Origin of the sequence: Bradyrhizobium sp. HKCCYLRH3061, assembly GCF_051168015.1 — a bacterium.
Taxonomy (GTDB): Bacteria; Pseudomonadota; Alphaproteobacteria; order Rhizobiales; family Xanthobacteraceae; genus Bradyrhizobium.
The window spans coordinates 72952-88322 of sequence record NZ_JBNPUE010000013.1 but is presented as its reverse complement, the minus strand read 5'-3'; the positions used below and the strand labels follow the sequence as shown (position 1 = coordinate 88322).

Below are 15371 nucleotides of genomic sequence, written 5' to 3'. Positions count from 1 at the left end.
GGTTGAATGAGTCAGGCATGCTGTCGAACTGACGGCCGCGATCTTACCCACGCGGCGGCGGATTTGCACGCGCCGGGATGCCGCGCGACATCCGACCTCACGCGGATGGGATCGACGTCTTTGATTCAATTGCCGCCGGAGGTGACCGCCGGTTCCGCGACATGGCGGGCGCCCGCCTTGCGCAGATGGATGGTGGCGATGTCGTCGGCATAGACCTTCTGCCAGCCGTCGACGTGATCGAGCAGCTTGGTCGCAGCACTTTGCGTGCGCAGCAGGGTCGCCTCGATGTCGTAGTCCTTGAGCAGGCGGAACAGATTGTCCGGCTCCATCAGGCCGGAGGCGGCATTGTGGTCGACGAAGAACTTCTCGCCATAGAGCTCGGTGCGGCCGTCGATGAACGGCGCGACACCGGCCGAGATCAGGTAGCCGCCGAAATCATAGTCGTTGAGCACCCGCGTGAGGTTGAGCTTCTTCAGCTCGGTCACGGCCGCTACGGGGGTGCCGCGCATGTTCGGCGCGTAGTTCAGGATCGCGGCCGACGCGATGGTGCCGGCGCCGAGCGCGAGCATCACTGCCGCCGTCAGCGCCGCGCCCGGCACGCGCGCCTGCGGCAGCACGGGCGACGCGCCCGCCTGCCGCGCCAGAGGCGCGGCGAGCACCAGCGGGCCCACCAGCGCCAGGATCTCCGCCGCGCGCGCTTGCGCCAGCGCCATGTGCAGCAGGCCGAGCAGCATCATGATGCGCACGGGCGGCAGCCTGAGGCCATGGAACAGCGCGAACCCGATGGCGATCAGCAGGCAGATCTCGAACGGACCTAGCCCCTGGAAATCGGTCGCCTTCCATTCCACGATCAGCGGCAGCGCCTGACCCAGCGAGAGGATCTTCTGCGACGCCAGCAGCGCATTCCAGCCATAGGGCGTGCAGCAGCTCGCCACCAGCGCGAGCGCTGCAAACCCGGCCCAGCGCAGCGCGAGGCTACGGCGGGCCGAGGCATCGGCATTGACCAGCGCGTCGAGCGCGGCGGGCGCGATGAAGAACAGGCCGAACACGAATCCGCCATGCAGATTGGCCCACAGCGCGATCAGCAGCACCAGCGGCCATGGCGGCGCGGCCTTGCGATCGGCGGCATCGACAAGTCCGGCGATCCAGGCCACCAGGATCGGAAACGCCAGCACATGCGGCCGCGCCAGCAGATGCGGCAGGCAGAGCAGGAACGCCGCGACCACGAACACCAATGTCGTGGCATCGCGCAGATGCCGGCCGAGAGCGCGCGCGAACAGCGCGAAGGACAGCGCGGTCGCCGAGGCCGCCAGCACCACCGGCCCGGTCCAGCCGGCGAACCTGTAAGCGGCGGCATAGGCGACCTGCGCCAGCCACTGCGTGGAGATCCAGGGCGCGCCGCGCATGGTGAAGGAATAGACGTCGACCTCGGGCACCGCGCGGTGGTCGATGATCCACTGCCCCACCGTGATCTGCCACAGCGTGTCGGGATCGTTGAGCAGCCGGTTGCCGGAGATCAGCAGCAGCGCATAGACGCCGGCGCCGACCCATAGTGGCAGCAGCGCCTGCGTGCGCCCGGCGGTCGCTTCGGTGTGGGTGACGGACAGCGTCATCGCGGCAGGGCCCCGTTGGCGGAATTGCTCCGCCAGCCAAGCATGCACGGCATAATTCGCGGTAAACCGCCGGCGCATCCGCACTCGCCCGGCGTCTCCGCCCCATTATTGCCACATTATCGCCCGGCGTTCGCGCCAATTACGGTGTGCAAAGTGTTAAGCGCGTGCTGGGGGGCTGCTCGGCATGCGTGTGGTTCCCGGGGGATCCTGACACATGAGACGTCTTGTGCTGACGGCCTGCATTGCAGGCTTCGCGATGGCTGGTCCCGTGCCGTTCGCAATGGCTGCCGACGATGCGAGCACCGCATCGGACAGTGCAGCCAAGCCGAAGGCCGGCAAGGTCAAGCTCGCCCATGTCCGCTCCGACGGCACCAGGGAGCTGGCCGCACGCAGCGCGGTGACCAAGGCCGCGCGCGAGGTCGAGGCGATCGAGGCCGTCAGCAGCGCCGACACCTCGCCGCCGATGGACGCCAATGCCTCAGCGCCCGCCGACACCGACGCCATCCCGGCCGCTGCGGCCGAGCCCCGCGACGCCGAGCGCAGGGCGGCCGAGACCAAGCCGCGCCACATCGACACCGGCCATCCGCACATCGACGCGCTGGTGGCGGTGCACGCCGCCGCCAACAACATTCCGGAATCGCTGATCCACCGCGTCATCGTGCGCGAGAGCAAATACCAGAAGGACCTGGTCGGCCGCTGCGGCTGCATCGGCCTGATGCAGATCAAGCTCGGCACCGCGCGCGGCCTCGGCTACACCGGCGACGCGCAGGGCCTGCACGATCCGAACACCAATCTCACCTATGGCGTGCGCTATCTCGCCGGCGCCTACCGTGCCGCCCACGGCGACCACGACCGCGCCGTGCTCTACTTCGCCAGGGGCTACTACGAGGAGGCCAAGCGGCAGCGCCTCGCCGACGCGCGGCCCGCCGGCCGCTCCGAGCGGATGAGCGGCCCGCTCGACATCACCCCGAAAATCGCGACCGGCCGCCACGCGCGGGCGCACTGACGGCGCTTGGTTCCTTACCGCCCCAAACTGTCTTTCCGTGACACTCCGTTGACACGGGGCCGTATCGGTCTATTTTAAGCGCGTTCCGAGGGGAGCTCCGAGGGGGAGCTGAGATACCGCAGCGTGATGCGGTGACCCTTTGAACCTGATCCGGGTCATGCCGGCGAAGGGACAGGGATGCAGCAGACAACCACGCGCGGGGATGTTCCCGTATCCATCATCGGTGCAGGCATCGCAGGTGCCTGGCAGGCGCTTCTGCTCGCGCGCGCGGGCCGCGAGGTCACCCTGCACGAGCGCAGCGATTCCGACCTGATGCTCTCCACCAGCCATTGGGCCGGCGGCATGCTGGCGCCCTATTGCGAGAGCGAGGTCGCCGAGCCCATCATCAGCCGGCTCGGGCTCGCCTCGCTCGACATCTGGCGGCGCGAGCTGCCGGATACGCCGTTCAACGGCTCGCTGGTGATCGCGCATGCCCGCGACCGCGCCGATTACGACCGCTTCGCCCGCCGCACCTCCGGCTATCAGCGGCTCGACGCGCAGCAGCTTGCCGCGCTGGAGCCGTCGCTGGAGGGGCGCTTCCGCGAGGGCCTGTTCTATCCGACCGAGGGCCATGTCGAGCCGCGCCGCGTGCTGCCGAAGCTGCATCAGCGCATCGTCGAGGCCGGCGGCCGGGTGCTGTTCAACAGCGACGTCACGGCCGATGATCTCGACGGCCTCGTGATCGACTGCCGCGGGCTGGAGGCGCGCGACGCCGAGCCCGAGCTGCGCGGCGTCAAGGGCGAGATGATCCTGATCGAGACCGCCGAGGTGCAGCTCGCGCGGCCGGTGCGGCTGATGCATCCGCGCTTCCCGCTCTATCTGATCCCGCGCGAGGACAACCTGTTCATGCTGGGGGCGACCTCGCTCGAGGCCGAGGACACCGGCGTCAGCCTGCGCTCGGCGCTGGAATTGCTCGGCGCCGCCTACTCGGTGCATCCGGCGTTCGGCGAGGCGCGCATCCTCGAATTCGGCTCGGGGCTGCGGCCGGCCTATCCCGACAATCTGCCGCGCATCACCATCAAGGGCGAGCGCGAGATCCGCGTCAACGGCCTCTATCGCCACGGCTTCCTGATCGCGCCCGCCTTGGCTCAGGCGACCTTGAACTACCTCGCGCACGGCCAGATCGACAACGAGGTGATGCGATGCGCGTGACCGTCAATGGCGAGGCCCGCGACATCAACGCGACCAGCGTGACTGCGCTGTTGTCCGAGCTGGACTACGAGGGCACCCATTTCGCCATCGCGCTGAACTACGACGTCGTGCCGAAGAGCCGCTGGGCGGAGACCGCGCTCAAGGCCGGCGACGAGATCGAGATCATCACCCCCCGGCAGGGAGGGTGAGCGATGGCCGTGAGACCCGCGCTCGCCCGCCACTTGCAGCTGTCGTCCCTGCGAAAGCAGCGACCCATAGCCCCCGGCCGCGGTGATAGCGCCGCGGCAACCACCGTCCGCAACGACGGAGACAACTAATGCCCACCTTCTACGACAAGACCTTCGCCTCCCGCCTCCTCATCGGCACCGCGCTCTATCCCTCGCCTGCCATCATGCAGGATGCGATCCGCGCCTCGGGCGCCCAGATCGTCACCGTGTCGCTGCGGCGCGAGGCCGCGGGCGGCAAGACCGGCGACGCGTTCTGGAAGCTGATCAACGCGCTCGACGTCACCGTGCTGCCGAACACCGCCGGCTGCCGCAGCGTGCGCGAGGCGGTGACGACGGCGAAGCTCGCGCGCGAATTGTTCGGCACGAGCTGGATCAAGCTCGAAGTCATCGGCGACAACGACACCCTGCAGCCCGACGTGGTCGGTCTCGTCGAAGCCGCTGATATCCTGATCAAGGACGGTTTCGAGGTCTTCCCCTACTGCACCGAGGATCTCACGGTCGCGATGCGGCTGGTCGATGCCGGCTGCAAGGTCGTGATGCCCTGGGCGGCGCCGATCGGCTCGGCCAAGGGCATCACCAATCGCGATGCGCTGAAGCTGCTGCGCGACCGCCTGCCCGACGTCACCCTGGTCGTCGACGCCGGCCTGGGCGCGCCGAGCCACGCGGCAGAGGCGCTCGAGCTCGGCTACGACGCCGTGCTGCTCAACACCGCGGTGGCAAAAGCCGCCGACCCGGTCGCGATGGCCCGCGCCTTCCGGCTCGGGGTCGAGGCCGGCCGCACCGCCTACGAGGCCGGGCTGATGGACGCCCGCGATTTCGCCTCGCCCTCCACTCCTGTCGTTGGGACCCCGTTCTGGCATGCCGTATCCTGATCGCTTCTATCCCGTCGTCGACAGCCTCGCCTGGGTCGAGCGCCTGACCAAGCTCGGCGTCGGCACCGTGCAGTTGCGCGCGAAAGACCTGAACGACGGCGAGGCGCTGCAGATCGTCACCGATGCGCTGGTGATCACCAGGGGCACCGCGACGAAGCTGATCGTCAACGACTACTGGCGCGCCGCCGTTGTCGCCGGTGCGCAGCACGTCCATCTCGGCCAGGAGGATCTGGCGGAGGCCGACGTCGTCGCCATCAAGCAGGCCGGCCTGACGCTCGGCCTCTCCACGCATGACGATGCCGAGCTGGAGACCGCGCTCGCCGCCGAGCCCGACTATGTCGCGCTGGGCCCGATCTTCCCGACGACGCTGAAGGCGATGCGCTTCGCGCCGCAGGGCGTCGCGAAGATCGGCGAATGGAAGAAGCGCGTCGGCACCATCCCGCTGGTCGCGATCGGCGGCATCAAGCTGGAGCAGGCCGCGGAGATCTTCGCGGCGGGCGCAGACTCCATCGCCGTCGTCAGCGACGTCACCCAGAACCCCGACCCCGACGCCCGCGTCCGCGCCTGGCTCGATGCGACCAGGGAGCCGGCCTGATGCGCGCAGCATTTGCGAATGCCTCTGACAGTGATTGGGCCCTGACGTCGCCCCGCTCTCCGTCGTTCCCTCCCCCCTTGTGGGGGAGGGCTAGGGAGGGGGGTAGCCCCGGGGGCGGTGGGTGCGGCTTACCCCCCTCCCCAACCCTCCCCCACAAGGGGGGAGGGAGCCTGAGCAGCGTGCCCCCCTCACAGCGCCAAATCATCTCCGCTCGGCATAAGCGGCGAGCCAATGTGAACCGCAACTCTCTCCACCGTCATTGCGAGCGGAGCGAAGCAATCCAGGGCCGCGCGTGCCGCCCTGGATTGCTTCGTCGCTCCCGCTCCTCGCAATGACGGCCCCCATTCACTCCGACAACAACAATTGAGAAGGAGGACCCCATGAACATCCGCTCCAATCCCGACACCACCCTGCCCGCCGTCACCACCGGCCCGCTGCCGTCCTCGCGCAAGATCTACGCCGTGCCCGACTCCGCGCCCGATTTGCGCGTGCCGCTGCGCGAGATCATTCTCTCCGAAGCCGCCTCCGAGCCCAACCTGCCGGTCTACGACACCTCCGGTCCCTACACCGACCCCTCCGTCACCATCGACGTCAATGCCGGCCTGGCGCGCGCCCGCTCCGCCTGGGTGCGCGAGCGCGGCGGCGTCGAGGAATATGTCGGCCGCGACATCAAGCCCGAGGACAATGGCAATGTCGGCGCCGACAAGGCGGCGAAGGCGTTCACCGCGCATCACAAGCCGCTGCGCGGGCTCGACGGCCACAAGATCACCCAGCTCGAATTCGCCCGCGCCGGCATCGTCACCAAGGAGATGATCTACGTCGCCGAGCGCGAGAATCTCGGCCGCAAGACCCAGCTCGCGCGCGCCGAGGCCGCGCTCGCCGACGGCGAGAGCTTTGGCGCCGCCGTCCCCGCCTTCATCACCCCGGAATTCGTCCGCGACGAGATCGCGCGCGGCCGCGCCATCATCCCCTGCAACATCAACCACGCCGAGCTCGAGCCGATGATCATCGGCCGCAACTTCCTCACCAAGATCAACGCCAATATCGGCAACTCGGCGGTGACCTCCTCGGTCGAGGAGGAGGTGGACAAGATGGTGTGGGCGATCCGCTGGGGGGCGGACACCGTGATGGACCTCTCGACGGGCCGCAACATCCACACCACGCGGGAATGGATCCTGCGCAACTCGCCGGTGCCGATCGGCACCGTGCCGATCTACCAGGCGCTGGAGAAGTGCAACGGCGATCCGGTGGCGCTGACCTGGGAGCTCTACAAGGACACCCTGATCGAGCAGTGCGAGCAGGGCGTCGACTACTTCACCATCCATGCCGGCGTGCGCCTCGCCTACATCCACCTCACCGCGTCGCGCGTCACCGGCATCGTCTCGCGCGGCGGCTCGATCATGGCCAAGTGGTGCCTCGCGCATCACAAGGAGAGCTTCCTCTACACCCATTTCGAGGAGATCTGCGACATCATGCGCAAGTATGATGTTTCATTCTCATTGGGCGACGGCCTGCGCCCCGGCTCGATCGCCGACGCCAACGACCGCGCGCAGTTCGCCGAGCTGGAGACCTTGGGCGAGCTGACCAAGATCGCCTGGGACAAGGGCTGCCAGGTCATGATCGAGGGCCCCGGCCACGTGCCGATGCACAAGATCAAGATCAACATGGACAAGCAGCTCAAGGAGTGCGGCGAGGCGCCGTTCTATACGCTCGGGCCGCTGACCACCGACATCGCGCCGGGCTACGACCACATCACCTCAGGGATTGGCGCCGCCATGATCGGCTGGTTCGGCTGCGCCATGCTGTGCTACGTGACGCCGAAGGAACATCTCGGCCTGCCCGATCGCAACGACGTCAAGACCGGTGTCATCACCTACAAGATCGCCGCCCACGCCGCCGACCTCGCCAAGGGTCATCCGGCAGCCCAACTCCGCGACGACGCGCTGTCGCGCGCCCGCTTCGAGTTCCGCTGGACCGACCAGTTCAACCTCGGCCTCGACCCGGACACGGCGAAAAGCTTCCACGACGAGACCCTGCCGAAGGAAGCCCACAAGGTCGCGCATTTCTGCTCGATGTGCGGCCCGAAATTCTGCTCGATGAAGATCACCCAGGACGTCCGCGACTACGCCGCCACGCTGAATGATCCGGCGACAGTCGGCATGACCATCAGCGGCACGATCGAGGACGGCATGGCCCAGATGAGCGCCAAGTTCAAGGAAATGGGCGGCAGCGTATATCTGGACGCGGAGAAGGTGAAGGAGAGCAACAAGGCGTTGTCCTGACGCCCGCTCAGCTCTCTCCGTCGTCATGGCCGGGCTCGACCCGGCCATCCATCAAGCCGGGCGCAAGCCCGGCTTTTTGTTAGATGAACTCAAAGATAAGCCGCAGAATTTTGGCCTTACTCTCCGCACACGAGGGAAGAATATCTTCATGCCCATCCACCACATCCCCGCCCCGCCGCACGTCAAAGCCCCGCCGCTGTCTTTCGGCACCCGCGTCGGCGATCTCCTCTTCATCTCCGGCATTCCCGGTTTCGACGCTGACGGCAACCTGCCCGATGAGTTCGACGCGCAGTTCGCCAATGTCGTAACCAACTTCACGCGCGTGCTGAGCGAGGGCGGCGCGAGCATCCGCGATCTCGTCAAAGTCAACGTGCTGCTGACCCGCGCGGCCGACGTGGCGGCGATGAACCGGCTCTATGCCGCGGCGTTCGGGCCGGCGCCGTATCCGGCGCGCACCACCTGCGTGGTGGTGGCGCTCCCCGATCCGAAGATGCTGATCGAGATTGAGGGTGTCGCGGCGTTGGCGACGGCGTAGCGATGTGGAGGACGCTGTTCAGGCGCCTCAAGCAAATAGAACGGTGCGCGTGAATGCGCCCTCGCCCCTTGTGGGAGAGGGCATGTAGGACAGTGCGCCAGGCTCGGTTGGGTGAGGGGCATGCATCCACGAGTTCACCTGCGGAGAGACACCCCTCACCCGACCGCATGGATGGATGGGCCGTACATGCCCTCTCCCACAAGGGGCGAGGGCGCTGTATCGGGCAGCACAGTGCTCGGCCGCGTGACGCCCAAGCGCGGCTGCGGACCAGTGGGCCCCGGCCCTCGACCTTCCTACGGCACGTTGATCTGCTTTCTGCTGGTGGCGCCGATGACTTCGATCCCCTTCTTGCCGCGCACATGCGTGATGTCGAGAACCACGTGATACGGCGCCGGCTGCGGCAGGCCGATGCCGCTTTGGCAGCCGACGACCTCGATGCCCCAATATTCGGGTTGCCGGATATAGATCAGCGGATGCAATTCGACCTTCATCGTCACCCAGGGCTTGGTGCCGGTGACGATCAGGAAGTAGGTGTCCGGAACGATGCCGGGCACCACGGTCGCGCTGTCGAACGTGATGATCCTGCACGAGGTGGATTGGGGCAGGGCCTCGAATGCCTTGATATGCGCTTCTTCCATGACAAGCTCCGTTGAAATGACACTCAAAAATTGGCTGCACTCAAACAATCGACGATCTTAAACTTCAAATTCGCAACTCACAACCAATGATTGTTAATCTGCGCTGCACACGAACGACGTGGTTGACGCGCATTCGCCGTGTGGGCGCTCGCACTCCGGAAGATGCTGATCGAGGGCGTCGCCGCGGTCGCGACAGCGGGTGGGCAAAGCATCCGACGGCGCTCGCAGAGCGGCGGCGGAGGCGTGTCCACCGCGGTGGACATGCTGGGCACGCTCCCGCCGGCGCGTGGTGACGCAGTGAGCAAGACGTCGCTTTGCCCACCCTGCGGTTCTGTCGATGAGGCGACAGTCAATGGCTACGATGGTCGTCCGGCGATGGTGCTGCCGATCGGGCGACACGGCCGACCGTGCAGGCGGCGAAGACGAGACGAGCGGAATACGCCGATCGCGCCACACACCGTCGCCGCCTCCACATCGGCATCACGAGTTCCCGTCGCCTTCACCTGCACTGGCGCCGTCACCTGCCGCCGCATCCGGCGACTTGCCTCATTTCATCGCAACCCTGCGTCGTCATGACACCCGCCCTGCTATTTCGCTGCTTGCGGATTATTTAATTTTTAAATAGGATTTAATAGTCCGAAACATTATCTCCGAAAATCTAGCGATAAATGTTTTATCCATGGCCGTTTCATGCCCTGTTCCGCCTCGCGGCCGCCGCCACGGCGCCGTTGCGGGAGGCGATCCGGGAGGCCTTCCAGGCCCAGGTCTATCCGCTCGGCTACGTTCCCTCGCATGACGGCATGCGCGGGCTGATGACCCTGGGCGTCGTCACGGCGCATGTCTCGCATACGCTCGTGCCGGGCGCGGTGCTCTATATCGACCTGTTCTTCGTCGCCAGCGCCTATTACATCACCGGCCTGCTGCTGCGGGACATCGACAAGCACGGCCACATCAGGTTCCGGCAGTTCTATGCGCGGCGCTTCGCCCGGATCGTGCCGCCGCTGCTGCTGATGCTCGCCGCCTACCTGCTGTTCACCTGGCTGCTGCGGCCGCCATTCCTGCCGGCGGTGGAGCGCGCCGCGATCGCGCTCTCCTATATTTCCAACTACTGGTACGTGTTCGATCCGAAGACGATCGAGGACATCGGCCACACCTGGACCTTGTCGACCGAGGAGCAGTTCTATCTGCTGTGGCCGCTGACCTTCGTGTTCCTGGTGAAGCGCTTCGGCGTCACCTGGCGGCTGGTCGGCGCCATCTGTGCCATCGCAGCCGCGATCTGGGCCTGGCGCGTCGCGCTGGTGCTCGATGGCGCGGAGTGGCGGCGGCTCTACACCGCGTTCGACACCCGCGCCGACGCCCTGATGGCGGGCTGCGCGATGGCCGTCGTGCTCAGGCTGGTGCCGCACGGCGCCTCACCCGCGCTCGACCGGCTCTGGCCGAAGCTCGCATGGCCGCTGCTGATCTATTGGGGTACGGTCACCTTCCTGTTCTGGCCGGCGGACGGACCGAGCATGAACTACTATCTGTTCGGCAGCATGGTGTGCGGCGTGCTTCCCGGCATCCTCGCGCTGACCATGCTGGCGCGCAGCCACGGCACGATTCTCCACCGCATCTTCGAATGGCCGGTCGCGCTCTTCCTCGGCCGGATCTTCTACGGCATCTATCTCTGGCACCTGCCGATCCTGAATTTCCTCGACAGCTACGGCGTGTGGTGGCCGCTGCGGCTCGCGATCGGGCTGCCGCTGTCGGTCCTGGCGGCCACGCTGTCCTACGCCTGTCTCGAGCGCCACTTCCTGCGCCGGCGCGCGCGGCCGGTGGCCCCGCAGCCGCCCCCCATCGGCGTGGTCCCGGCTTTCGTCCCGACAGCGGGCTTCGCGGCGGACCTCAGGTTCTCCTCCCGCCAAGGCACCGAGACCGTCCGCCCCTGACGCTCGCGCCGACGTCGCCGACGTGACGGCGTCGGATGGCGGCGGCCGCAATCCATGCGGCGCGCCGCGCATCCGGTGAGGCTCCGTTCGCTGCCATCCGCCTCGTCAGCCGTGATCGCGCGCTTTTGCCGCATGATTCCTGCGCGGCTGCCTTCAAAATGAACGAGACCGCTCCGACATAGGGCCGGCCGCGGGCTGGGGCCAGTTTGTTGCCGGAGTTTTCAGGATGCCTCGTTTCACCACAGTCTGTTTGGCCGCAGGCCTCGCCGCGGCCACCCTGCTGGCCGCCGCGCCGGCGCAGGCCGGCTACTACATCATCCGCTGGGACAATACCGGCATCTGCCAGGTCTGGAGCGAGGCCTTCGCATTCAAGCCGGTCGCATGGCCGTCGAGCTATCAGGTCATCAGCCGGCCGGTGCCGACGTTCAACGACGCCGTGACCCGGCAGATCAGGCTGCGTCAGCAGGGCCGCTGCACGCTCTGAGCCCGCGCCCGCCTGATGGCATCATGTGACGGCGGCATGTCGTCGTTCACATCCCGGACATCGCTGTGAATGACGGCACGCGCAAGCTTGCGTTGCGCGCGCTTTTGTCGCACCACTTTCGCCTTGGTCCGGCCGCACGGCCGGTGGCCCGCGCGGGCGGGCGATTGTCGCTGTTCGTTTGAGGAGATTGATGATGCGTCGCCTGACCACGCTCGCCGCCGCCGCGGCCATTGCTGCCGCCTCCATCGTGCCCACCGCATTCGCCGCGCCTGCGCCCAAGTCCGGCTACTACGTGATCCGCTGGGACAACACCGGCATCTGCCAGATCTGGAACACCGAGCTGCAGTCGAAGCCTGTGGAGTGGCCATCGACCTACAAGATCGTGTCCAAGCCGGTGCCGACCTTCGTCGAGGCGACCAACATCCAGCTCAAGCTGCGCGACGAGCGCCGCTGCTTCCTGTAAGCGGCGTTCGCACGCCGTCGTGCATGAGAGCATGATCCGGAAAAGTGGAAACCGGTTTTCCCTCGCGACAAACGCCGAAGGCGTTTGCGCGGAGATCACGCTCAAACAAGGAGATGAGATCATGATGCGATTCCGTTGAATCGCATCATGATCTAGCGCCGGTCAGGCTGCGCTGACCGCGCTGGCCTGCATCGGCACGAAGCCGGGCAGATCCCTGATCCGCGTCAGCCACGCCTGCACGTTCGGGAACGGCGTCAGCGACACGCCGCCTTCCGGCGCGTGCGCGGTGTAGCTGAACAGCGCGACGTCGGCGATGGTCGGTGCCGCGCCGGCGAGATATGGCCGCGCAGAGAGCTCGCCTTCCATCACCGTGAACAGGCCGTGGGCGAGCTGGTGCGCCTTCGCCATGTCCAGCGGTGCGCCGAACAGGGTCGCAACCCGCGCCGCCGCCGGACCGAACGCCAGCGGACCGGCCGCGGCCGACAGCCAGCGCTGCACCTGGGCCTGACCGAGCGGATCGCGCGGCAGCCATTTGCCAGCGTCGTCGTAGCGGCCGGCGAGATAGACCAGGATCGCGTTGGAATCGGGGATCACGGCATCGCCGTCGACCAGCACCGGCACCTGGCCGAACGGATTGAGCGCAAGAAAGTCCGGCCGCTTGTGCGCGCCGCCCTTGAGGTCGACCTCGATGAGCTCGCAAGGCAGGCCGAGCAGGCTCAGCATCAGCCGCGCGCGATGCGCGTGGCCGGAGAGGGCGAAATGATACAGACGACGTTGTGACATCAGGTGCTCCCGTGGCTTCCCGTCACATAGACCAGGGGCATCGCGGCAACAATGCAGCCCGCCGGCAACAGGCTGTTGCGGCGACCGCAACAATGCGACAACGACGCCATGGACCGCCTGCCCGATCAGCTCCAGCCCGGCCTGCGCCTCGTCTTCGTCGGCACCGCCGCGAGCGAACGGTCAGCCGCGACCGGACACTACTACGCTCATCCCGGCAACCGCTTCTGGCGCACGCTGCAGGCAATCGGCCTGACGCCGCGGCTGTACCAACCGCAGGAGTTTCCGGCGCTGCTGTCGCTCGGCATCGGCTTCACCGATCTGTGCAAGCAGGGCGCGGGCATGGACCATGTCGCGCTGAAGGCCGGCGTCGACGTCGCCGGCTTTGCCGCGAAGATCCGGCGCCATCGGCCGGCGACGGTCGCCTTCACCAGCAAGAAGGCCGCAAGCCTGTTCTACGTCCGGCCGACCAGTGCGATCGCGCTCGGGCGGCAGCCGGAGCAGGATGATTTCCCGACCACGTTCGTGCTCGCCTCGCCCTCCGGCGCGGCCTCGGGCGCGTGGACGCTCGAACCGTGGCGGGAGCTGGCGGCGCATGTCGCCGGGGATCGCGTCTGAAGCAGCGCCTGTCACCGCTTTCGATGAGGATCGGTAGGGTGAGCAAAGCAGCCGCCCGCAGGGCGGTCGCGTGCCCACCGTCCATCCGCATGGGCGCAAGCAGGCGGTGGGCACGGCGCGCATCGCACACCGTATCGCGCAACCAGCAGCATGCGCGCGTCTTTGCCATCCTCACGGATCCACATGATGACAGGTGATGACAACATCATCATGGCGACGCGCCACGAACTAATCGAGCCCACCGCAATGCTTGGTGACTGCGCCCTCTCCCACAAGGGGAGAGGGCGCAGTCGCAAGCAGCTCAAAGCTATTCTGCCCGACGGGCAATCCGCGCATCCGTGCCATGCGCAAACTGCCCGTCGTGTTAGTTTGCCGCAGGCATCAGCGCTTGTCATGTCGGGCAAATCAGGACGATGCTTTCGCTCAACCCGCCTCATGCAGAGGGACGTACGCGTCGTCACGATACGTGGAGGTGGGCCGCGGTGGACGTGATCGCTGCGCCGGACGAGCGCCGGCGGTCACGTACGGCGAAGTCGTGATGTCCTGATACCCCGACGCTGGTATCACGCGCGTGCTCATGCGGAAGCGTGGCGCGTGCAATGGCGGCCAACAAGCCGGCGCGCCAGGGAGACCACGTATAAGCCGTCAGACCATGCGCGCAGGGAAGGCCGGGATGTCTCCGCCGAACCTGTGGTTCTGCCGCGTGCTTTTTGTTGCACGCGGACCATGGGAGCGGCGAGCTCCCGGCCTTCCCTGCCCCTCTCGATTTTCGACCGGGGCTCTCACGATGTATCCCTCGCGCACGCGGTGCGGCGAGAACGTGGAATCACGCGCTGCAGATGGACGATGTTGGCAGTCGCTCACCTCAGGAAAAACTGTCATCGCCCGTGCAGGCGAACGATGGCAACTCATCGCGCGGCACTGGCCGAACACCACCGCAACTACCTGATCGTGATCGCCAGACCCGACAGATCGACGTTCGCCAGCAGCCCGATCTGCTCGCCCGACAGCTCCAGCACCGCGCCCTTCTGGTTGGTCAGAACGATGCCGCGCACGCCGCGGCCGACGGCAAGGCCCGCACCCGCGGCGCCGTAGACGCCCTCGACGTCGGACGGACGCCAGATGTTGCTGACGCGGCCGCGCAGCACCGTGCGCGAGCCGCCGAACACCAGGCCCCAGTCGAGACCGCCGGTCGACAGCGGATAGGCGCGGCCATGGAAATGCAACACGCCGCTGCCGCCGGAGCCGCCGATGATCCATCCTGCCTTGTAGATGGTCAGCGTGATGAAGCCGCCGTCCGCGCGCGCGGTGGCCGGCAGGACGGCGAAGGCTGCGGCCGTCAGCGCCACCAGCAGACCACGGACGAAGGATGCAATTCTCATGGATGAAGTCTCCAGCGAAGTGAACTTGAGGTAATTCGATGGCCACGTGTGACGATCGCGCCCCATCAAGCGAATCGATCCGGCCGAATTTAGCCCTTTGCGCGGCACCGCGCATGCGCCGCCGCCGGTGTGTTCGAAATGACGCGCTCGCAGTGCAGAAAGCAGCGCAGGAACTTGGCGGTGCGAATGTCAGCCGCCCGGATGGTGTGGGACGAAGGCCAGCCGACCGGGATGTGCCGCGGGCGCTGGCGAAATGGGTCGAGACCCGCGCAGAACCAAGGCGATTTCGGGGTATTTGGCGCGTGCAAGGCCGCCGGGCGCCGGCGTTAAGGCCCCATTAACCTTGTCCGACCACGGTGATTTACGGGCTGGATGTTTAGTTGGTCTCGATGTTTGCGCGTCGTTTCTGTCGGCGCGGGCGTTGATCGGGAGGTGTTATGTCGCAAGAGTTGTCATCCGAAGCCGCAAGTCCGTCACTCGTGCCGCTTGCCATGCCACCGTCGCGCTCCGCGGCGGAAATCCTGCCGCTGTTGATCGGCACGCCCCTGTCAGAGATCGAGCGCGAGCTGATCGTGCAGACCCTGGCGCGCTGCAACGGCAACCGTACCCACGCCGCAAGGCTGCTCGGCATGCCCGTGCGCACCTTGCGCAACAAGATCCGCAGCTACACGGCCGACGGCATCGCGGTGCCGGCCTACTCGGCCTGATCCGACGGCGGCCACGCGATATCCCATCGCGTGGAACTCATCAGGATGCG

The 15371-nt window shown here is 66.8% G+C and carries 16 protein-coding genes and 1 riboswitch; of the genes, 12 read left to right on the top strand and 4 right to left on the bottom strand.

The window, feature by feature from the left end; genetic code table 11:
• Positions 1–125: 125 nt before the first annotated feature.
• Complete coding sequence (locus tag ACQR2C_RS21165; protein ID WP_434882025.1) at positions 126–1613, bottom strand: hypothetical protein; 1488 nt, start codon at positions 1611–1613, stop codon at positions 126–128.
• Between the two features lie 214 nt (positions 1614–1827).
• Between ACQR2C_RS21165 and ACQR2C_RS21160 the strand changes: the two genes are divergently transcribed.
• The 7 genes from ACQR2C_RS21160 to ACQR2C_RS21130 all read left to right on the top strand — a co-directional run bounded on the left by ACQR2C_RS21160 (position 1828) and on the right by ACQR2C_RS21130 (position 8321).
• Complete coding sequence (locus ACQR2C_RS21160) at positions 1828–2619, top strand: lytic transglycosylase domain-containing protein (protein WP_315804375.1); 792 nt, start codon at positions 1828–1830, stop codon at positions 2617–2619.
• Between the two features lie 78 nt (positions 2620–2697).
• A riboswitch (TPP riboswitch) is annotated at positions 2698–2809 on the top strand.
• Positions 2797–3810, top strand: coding sequence for an FAD-dependent oxidoreductase (locus tag ACQR2C_RS21155; RefSeq protein WP_315804374.1), 1014 nt, complete (start codon positions 2797–2799; stop codon positions 3808–3810). It overlaps the preceding riboswitch by 13 nt.
• On the top strand, positions 3801–3998 hold the full coding sequence (gene thiS, locus ACQR2C_RS21150; RefSeq protein WP_315804373.1) for a sulfur carrier protein ThiS: 198 nt from the start codon (positions 3801–3803) through the stop codon (positions 3996–3998). The genes ACQR2C_RS21155 and thiS overlap by 10 nt, the downstream gene beginning before the upstream one ends.
• 128 nt (positions 3999–4126) lie before the next feature.
• Positions 4127–4909 (top strand): thiazole synthase, encoded by a 783-nt coding sequence (locus tag ACQR2C_RS21145; protein ID WP_315804372.1) that lies wholly within the window; start codon positions 4127–4129, stop codon positions 4907–4909.
• The gene (locus ACQR2C_RS21140; protein ID WP_315804371.1) at positions 4896–5504 is read left to right on the top strand and encodes a thiamine phosphate synthase; all 609 of its coding nucleotides are present in this window, start codon (positions 4896–4898) and stop codon (positions 5502–5504) included. The genes ACQR2C_RS21145 and ACQR2C_RS21140 overlap by 14 nt, the downstream gene beginning before the upstream one ends.
• Before the next feature lie 380 nt (positions 5505–5884).
• On the top strand, positions 5885–7786 hold the full coding sequence (thiC, locus tag ACQR2C_RS21135) for a phosphomethylpyrimidine synthase ThiC (RefSeq protein WP_434882024.1): 1902 nt from the start codon (positions 5885–5887) through the stop codon (positions 7784–7786).
• Positions 7787–7934: 148 nt separating this feature from the next.
• Positions 7935–8321, top strand: coding sequence for a RidA family protein (locus tag ACQR2C_RS21130; RefSeq protein WP_316178443.1), 387 nt, complete (start codon positions 7935–7937; stop codon positions 8319–8321).
• Positions 8322–8614: 293 nt separating this feature from the next.
• On the opposite strand, the gene ACQR2C_RS21125 is transcribed toward ACQR2C_RS21130, so the two are convergent.
• Positions 8615–8959, bottom strand: coding sequence for a hypothetical protein (locus ACQR2C_RS21125; protein ID WP_316217612.1), 345 nt, complete (start codon positions 8957–8959; stop codon positions 8615–8617).
• 668 nt (positions 8960–9627) lie between these two features.
• Between ACQR2C_RS21125 and ACQR2C_RS21120 the strand changes: the two genes are divergently transcribed.
• From ACQR2C_RS21120 to ACQR2C_RS21110, 3 genes are all read left to right on the top strand, one after another.
• Positions 9628–10887 (top strand): acyltransferase family protein, encoded by a 1260-nt coding sequence (locus ACQR2C_RS21120; protein ID WP_434882023.1) that lies wholly within the window; start codon positions 9628–9630, stop codon positions 10885–10887.
• Between the two features lie 226 nt (positions 10888–11113).
• Entirely contained in the window at positions 11114–11371 is a 258-nt protein-coding gene (locus ACQR2C_RS21115) for a hypothetical protein (protein ID WP_315804366.1), read from the top strand.
• A gap of 193 nt (positions 11372–11564) precedes the next feature.
• A complete protein-coding gene (locus ACQR2C_RS21110; protein ID WP_315827115.1) occupies positions 11565–11834 on the top strand; it encodes a hypothetical protein in 270 nt (89 codons plus the stop codon).
• 162 nt (positions 11835–11996) lie between these two features.
• Here the strand turns inward: ACQR2C_RS21110 and ACQR2C_RS21105 are convergent, their stop codons facing one another.
• Positions 11997–12617 carry a glutathione S-transferase family protein gene (locus tag ACQR2C_RS21105; RefSeq protein WP_316177835.1) on the bottom strand — a complete coding sequence of 207 codons (621 nt, stop codon included), beginning with the start codon at positions 12615–12617 and terminating at the stop codon, positions 11997–11999.
• Positions 12618–12725: 108 nt separating this feature from the next.
• Between ACQR2C_RS21105 and ACQR2C_RS21100 the strand changes: the two genes are divergently transcribed.
• Positions 12726–13232: a mismatch-specific DNA-glycosylase gene (locus ACQR2C_RS21100; protein WP_434882022.1), complete on the top strand. Its 507-nt coding sequence runs from the start codon at positions 12726–12728 to the stop codon at positions 13230–13232.
• A gap of 941 nt (positions 13233–14173) precedes the next feature.
• Here ACQR2C_RS21100 and ACQR2C_RS21095 read toward each other — a convergent pair.
• The gene (locus ACQR2C_RS21095; protein WP_315804362.1) at positions 14174–14614 is read right to left on the bottom strand and encodes a hypothetical protein; all 441 of its coding nucleotides are present in this window, start codon (positions 14612–14614) and stop codon (positions 14174–14176) included.
• A gap of 437 nt (positions 14615–15051) precedes the next feature.
• Here ACQR2C_RS21095 and ACQR2C_RS21090 point away from each other — a divergent pair, with 437 nt between their 5' ends.
• The gene (locus ACQR2C_RS21090; protein ID WP_316217617.1) at positions 15052–15321 is read left to right on the top strand and encodes a helix-turn-helix domain-containing protein; all 270 of its coding nucleotides are present in this window, start codon (positions 15052–15054) and stop codon (positions 15319–15321) included.
• Positions 15322–15371: the final 50 nt, after the last annotated feature.